Annotated in this window: 4 protein-coding genes; 3 read left to right on the top strand and 1 reads right to left on the bottom strand. The window is 74.4% G+C overall.

The window, feature by feature from the left end:
* Positions 1-319 precede the first annotated feature (319 nt).
* The 3 genes from ACFVU7_RS43690 (at position 320) to pcp (ending at position 3,706) form a co-directional block, all read left to right on the top strand.
* Positions 320-1,552, top strand: coding sequence for an MFS transporter (locus tag ACFVU7_RS43690; RefSeq protein ID WP_388052184.1), 1,233 nt, complete (start codon positions 320-322; stop codon positions 1,550-1,552).
* Between the two features lie 146 nt (positions 1,553-1,698).
* Entirely contained in the window at positions 1,699-2,892 is a 1,194-nt protein-coding gene (locus ACFVU7_RS43695; RefSeq protein ID WP_388052187.1) for an alpha-hydroxy-acid oxidizing protein, read from the top strand.
* Between the two features lie 130 nt (positions 2,893-3,022).
* Positions 3,023-3,706 carry a pyroglutamyl-peptidase I gene (pcp, locus tag ACFVU7_RS43700; RefSeq protein ID WP_388052192.1) on the top strand — a complete coding sequence of 228 codons (684 nt, stop codon included), beginning with the start codon at positions 3,023-3,025 and terminating at the stop codon, positions 3,704-3,706.
* An 80-nt stretch (positions 3,707-3,786) separates the two neighbouring features.
* On the opposite strand, the gene ACFVU7_RS43705 is transcribed toward pcp, so the two are convergent.
* A complete protein-coding gene (locus tag ACFVU7_RS43705; protein ID WP_388052190.1) occupies positions 3,787-5,898 on the bottom strand; it encodes a phosphocholine-specific phospholipase C in 2,112 nt (703 codons plus the stop codon).
* Positions 5,899-6,115 lie beyond the last annotated feature (217 nt).

Genomic DNA, 6,115 nt, shown 5'->3' on the forward strand with positions numbered 1-6,115 from the left:
GCCCCGCGCCTCCCCCCGCCGCCTGGCCACCACGCCCACGTAGTACCCCAACCGCGTCACCACCCCGCCCGCCCCCCCCCCCCCCCCCCCCCGCCCCCCCCCCCCCCCCCCGCACCGGCGGCCCGGCCCCTCCCGGGGAAGTCCCGCGACCGGACGCCGGACCACGCCGGGCCACGCCGGGCCACGCCGAACCGCAGGGCGACGCCGGACCGCCGGCCCCGCGCGGAAGCGTTGACGTCGGATTCACGCCAGCCCAACCCCCGGTCGGATTGGTGGACTTCGGGTGACACACCCACCACCCACCGACGGGACCTCCGGCATGCCGACCGGCACCACCCTCAGCTCGACCCAGCCCACCCCGAAGCCGCCCACCCCGAAGTCCCGCCCCCGCAACGGCGGCGGCACCCTCGCCGTCCTCGCCGTGACGACCGGCGTCTTCTCCATCGTCACCACCGAGATCCTCCCGATCGGCCTGCTGACCCCGATCGGCGCCACCTTCCGGATCTCCGACGGCACGGCCGGGCTGATGATGACCCTGCCGGGCCTCGTCGCCGCGGTGGCCGCCCCCGTGGTGACCGTCGCGACCAGGCGTGCGGACCGGCGGACGATGCTCTGCGCGCTGCTGCTGGTCCTGACCCTGGCGGACCTGCTCAGCGCCCTGGCCCCCGCCTACTGGGCGGTGCTGGCCGCCCGGGTCGCCCTCGGTCTGGTCATCGGGGCGTTCTGGTCGATCGGTTCCGGGCTCGCCCCTCGCCTCGTCCCGGAGCACCGGCAGGCCCGGGCCAACACGCTGATCTTCTCGGCCGTCCCGCTCGGCTCGGTGCTCGGCGTGCCGGCGGGGGTGTTCCTCGGCTCCGTGGCCGGCTGGCGGGCGGCCTTCCTGGCGATGGCGGCGCTGACCGTGCTCGCGCTGGCCGCCCTCCTGCGGTCGCTGCCGCCGCTGCCCCCGCTGACCGCCACCGGGCTGGGCGTGCTGCGCGGACTGCTGGCCGGCCGGGGCACCCGGACCGGGATCGCGGTGACCTTCCTGATCGTGCCGGCCCACTTCGGCAGCTACACCTACGTCACCCCGTTCCTCACCGGCACCACCCACGCCGGCCCCGGCCTGGTCACCGCCCTGCTGCTGGGCTACGGCGCCGCCGGACTGCTCGGCAACGTCCTGGCCGGCGGCCGGGCGGCCGGGGCACTGCGTCCGGTGTTCGGCACGGCGGCCGTCCTGCTCGCCGCCGCGGCCCTGCTGCTGCCGCTGCTGGGCACCGGCGGTCCGGGCGCCGCCGTCCTGCTGGCCCTCTGGGGCCTGGCGTACGGCGCCGTCCCGGTCTGTTCGCTCAGCTGGTTCCTCGCCGCGGCCCCGCACGCCCCGGAGGGTGCCGGGGTGGTCTTCACCTCGGCGTTCCAGGCCGGCTTCTCGATCGGCGCGCTGACCGGCGGGCTGGTGGTGGACCACTCCTCCCCCGCCACGGTCATGCTGCTCGGCGGGGCGGTCGCCCTGCTCGCCGCGGCCACCGTGTGGCGGTACGGCCACCGGGTGCGTCCCGAGCCGACACCCTGAACACCCGCGCCCCGACCCTGGCCGTCGGCACGGTTCGTGGCGAGAATGCCGGGGTGCCGTCGACCCGCCCGCCCGTCCTGTGGGGTGGGCGGGCGGCGCCGGCCGGGACGGTCCCGGGCGGGTGCGGACGGAAGGACGGCCGGCGGATGGTCGACCAGCAGAGTGACCCGGCGTTCCAGGGGCGGTTCGGCGACTACCAGACCGAGATCTACCTGCGCGGGCTCGGCGGCGTCCTGCCGACGATGCCGATGGCCTTCGCCGAGCTGGAGGCGCGGGCGGGCGCGGCGCTGCCGCCGTCGGTGCTCTCCTATGTCGCGGGCGGCGCGGGCGACGAGTCCACCCAGCGCGCGAACGTGGCCGCCTTCGGGCGGTGGGGCCTGGTGCCGCGGATGATGGTCGGCGCGAGCACGCGGGACCTGTCGGTGGAGCTGTTCGGCCTGCGGCTGCCGACCCCGCTGTTCATGGCGCCGATCGGGGTGATCGGCCTGTGCGCGCAGGACGGGCACGGGGACCTGGCCACCGCCCGGGCCGCCGCCCGGACCGGCGTCCCGATGGTCGCCTCCACCCTGACGGTCGATCCGCTGGAGCAGGTGGCCGCCGAGTTCGGCGACACCCCCGGCTTCTTCCAGCTCTACACCCCCACCGACCGGGCACTGGCGGAGAGCCTGGTCCACCGGGCGGAGGCCGCGGGCTACCGGGGCATCGTCGTCACCCTGGACACCTGGGTCACCGGCTGGCGCCCGCGCGACCTGGCCACCGCCAACTTCCCGCAGCTGCGCGGCCACTGCCTGGCCAACTACACCTCCGACCCGGTGTTCCGCGCCCGCCTCGCCAAGACGCCGGAGGAGGACCTGCGGGCGGCCGTCCTGGAGTGGGCCGGCGTCTTCGGCAACCCGCTGACCTGGGACGACCTGCCCTGGCTGCGCTCGCTCACCGACCTGCCGATCCTCCTCAAGGGCATCTGCCACCCCGAGGACGTCCGCCGCGCCAGGGACGGCGGCGTCGACGGCGTCTACTGCTCCAACCACGGCGGCCGCCAGGCCAACGGCGGCCTGGCCGCCCTCGACGTGCTCCCCGACGTGGTCGCGGCCGCCGACGGACTGCCCGTCCTCTTCGACTCGGGTGTCCGCTCGGGCACCGACGTCGTCAAGGCGCTCGCCCTCGGCGCCACCGCCGTCGGCGTGGGCCGCCCGTACGCCTACGGCCTGGCGCTGGAGGGCACCGACGGCATCGTCCACGTGCTGCGCTCGCTGCTCGCCGAGGCCGACCTCCTGATGGCCGTCGACGGCTACCCCACCCTCGACTCGCTCCGTGCGGACGGCGCGCTGCACCGGACCTGACGCCGGGTGAAGTCCCGGTGTCCAACGGTGCCCGACCCCGACCTGCGGGGCTTGCCGGGACATTCGGGACGGCCCTACGCTCGAAGGCACAAATCGGTTCCGTACGTTCCCGTACGCTGGGAGGTCCGCCATCATCCGCGTCCTGCTGACCGCCTTCGAACCGTTCGGCCGCGATCCCCTGAGTTCGTCCCTGGAGGCGGGCCGGCTGGTCGCCGCCGGTCCGCCGGCCGGAGTGGCCCTGGAGTTCGCCGGGCTGCCCTGGGTGTACGGCGACTCGATCGCCGAACTGCGCCGGGCGGTGGCCCGGTTCGAGCCGGACCTGGTCATCGCCACCGGCCAGGGCGGCAACCGCCCGGACCTCACGGTCGAGCGGGTGGCGGTCAACCTCGACGACGCCGTCCGCGCTCCCGACCGGAAGGGCAACCAGCCGGTCGACCAGCCGGTCGTGCCGGAGGGCCCGGCCGCCTACTTCTCCTCGCTGCCGGTCAAGGCCTGCGTGGCGGCGGTCCAGCTGGCCGGGATCCCGGCCACCGTCTCGCACACCGCCGGCACCCACCTCTGCAACCACGTCTTCTACGGGCTGGCGCACCTGATCGCCACCGAACGCCCGGAGCTGCGCGGAGGGTTCGCGCGTCTGCCGTACCTGCCGAGCCAGGTGTCCGGCCGGGACACGAGCGCGTCGATGTCGGCGGAGACGGCGGCCGAGGGGGTGCGCATCCTGATCCGCAGCGCCGTGGCCGCCCTCCACTCGCCGCCCGTCGGCACGGTGGCCAGCCCGCGCCGACGGACCTGGCTGCCCCGCCGGGGCGGCTGACCGCCCGGGCCCTCGTCGACCGGAGCGGTCGACGAGGGCCCGTCAGCGCGGGCCGGTTCCGTCCACGGAGGCCCGTCCGGTCAGCGCGGGCCGGGGTCGCTGGTGCCGGGGCGGCCGTTCTCCAGGTGTCCGGCCCAGCGGCGGCGGAAGGCCGGACCGTCCGCGGCCGTGACCGTGACGTCGTACCAGCGGGGGTCGGCGGGCAGGTCGAAGGTGAACCGGGCCGAGGCGCCGGGGCGGAGGGAGCGGCTCTGCTTCGAGCCCTTCGCGTAGGCGTTCTCGGCGGTGACCGTCCGGGCCACCGGCCCGTGGTTGGCGACCGTGACGCGCACCTGGTTCTTCGACGGGTCGAAGCGCGCCACCAGCCCGGCCCGGGCCGTGCCCTCGAACTCCTGCACCGAGCCGTTCGGGCCGTGGGCGGCCAGGTGGTAGTCGCCGGCTCCGGTCAGCGGCCAGAAGTCCGCGAAGGTGTCGCCGGCCGAGACGGTGTAGCGGCGCGGGGCGGCCGTCGGCGCCGTCCGGTCGTAGACGTAGAGCCACGCGCCGACCGAGCCCCGGTTCTCCAGTTCGAGCCGGAACTGCCCGGCGGTGTCCGTCTCCTCCTCGTTGACCCGCAGGTCGTACGGGAGGGCGCGGGCGGGCCGGGTGCCCGGTTCCTGGGTGGGCATCCGCTGCGGCAGCGGCACCTGGTAGGGCTTGCCCTGCGAGGCGATCGGCGCGGGCACCGGGATCCGGACGCGCCGCGCGTCGGTGCCCCGGAAGTCGAGCGCCGAGGTGAGGTCGCCGCAGACCGACCGGCGCCAGGCGCTGATGTTGGGCTCCTCGATGCCGAACCGGGCCTCCAGGAACCGCAGCACCGAGGTGTGGTCGAAGGTCTCCGAGCAGACCCAACCACCGCGCGACCACGGGGAGATGACCATCAGCGGCACCCGCGGCCCGAGGCCGATCGGCTGGAGTCCGCCCGGGTCGGCGCCGGGGACCAGCGGGCTCATCTCGCCCGGGTACTTCGAGAGGTCCAGCAGCTCGTCGCCGAGGCTCGCCTCCAGGTCGGCGGAGACCATGCCCGGGCCGCCCGGACGGCTGGCGACCGGCGGCATCGGCGGGACGACGTGGTCGAACAGGCCGTCGTTCTCGTCGTAGTTGATGAGGAAGACGGTCCGCCCCCAGACCTCGGGGTTCGCGGTGAGCGCGTCCAGCACGAGGTTGATGTAGTACGCGCCGTCGGTGGGCGTCGCGGAGGGGTGCTCGCTGTACTTGTACGGCGGGACGATCCAGGAGACCTGCGGCAGCCGGCCCTGCTCGACGTCGGCCCGGAACTCCTTGAGCGTGTGGTCGGTGGCACCCTTCTCCACCAGCGGGCCCGACGCGCCCTCGGCCACCTGGTACCGCTCGAAGAACATCAGCGAGTTGTCGGTGTAGTTGTCCGTCGGCGTGCCCGGCTCGCCCGAACCGCCCTGGTAGAGCTTCCAGCTGACCCCGGCCGACTCCAGGCGCTCGGGGTACGTCGTCCAGGTGTAGCCGTTGGTGTCGTTGCGCTCCCACAGGCCGGGCCCGTTGGGCCGGCGGCCGTACGCGTTGCGCGGGTCGCTGGTGCCGGTCCAGAGGTAGATCCGGTTGGGGGCGGTGTCGGCGTGGACGGAGCAGAAGTACGCGTCGCAGACGGTGAAGGCCTCGGCCAGCGCGAAGTGGTACGGCAGGTCCTGGCGCTTGAGGTGGCCCATCGTCATGACGTCCTGCTTCTGGTTCACCCACTGGTCGTGGCGCCCCTCGTTCCAGGCGAGGTGGCCGCTGCTCCAGCCGTGGTCGGTACCGGCCTGGTACTCGGTGGTGTTCCGGGGGTCGATGTACCAGGGCAGCACCTCCTGCTCGGAGGCCGGCAGGCCGCGGTCGTGGTAGCGGCCGGTCTTCACGGCGGCGGCGGGCTGGTGCCAGTTCGGCCGGCCGTTCGGCAGCAGCGTGGGCCGGGGGTCGTCGAACCCGCGGACGCCGCGCAGGGTGCCGAAGTAGTGGTCGAAGGAACGGTTCTCCTGCATCAGGATGACGACGTGCTCGACGTCCTCGATCGAACGGGTCCTGCCGATCGCGGGCAGCGCCATGGCCTTGGCAACCGCGGGCGGAAAGGCGGCGAGGCCGGCGGCGGCCGCGGAGGCGCCGCCCAGTTGGAGGAAACGGCGCCGGTCGATGGAGGCCACGTGGTGTCCTTCGCGTCGTGAGTGCATGGTCGGACGAGAAGGCTCGACCATAGGGGCCCACGAACCGTCATGTACACGGTCCTCCAGCGAACGCCGCATGATCATTCGACCAACACCCCGACAACGCGAAGAACCCCCATCCGGGACCCGGATGGGGGTTCTTCTGAAGAATTGTTCGGCGGCGTCCTACTCTCCCACAGGGTCCCCCCTGCAGTAC

It is taken from the genome of Kitasatospora sp. NPDC058046 (assembly GCF_042885595.1).
GTDB lineage: Bacteria > Actinomycetota > Actinomycetes > Streptomycetales > Streptomycetaceae > Kitasatospora.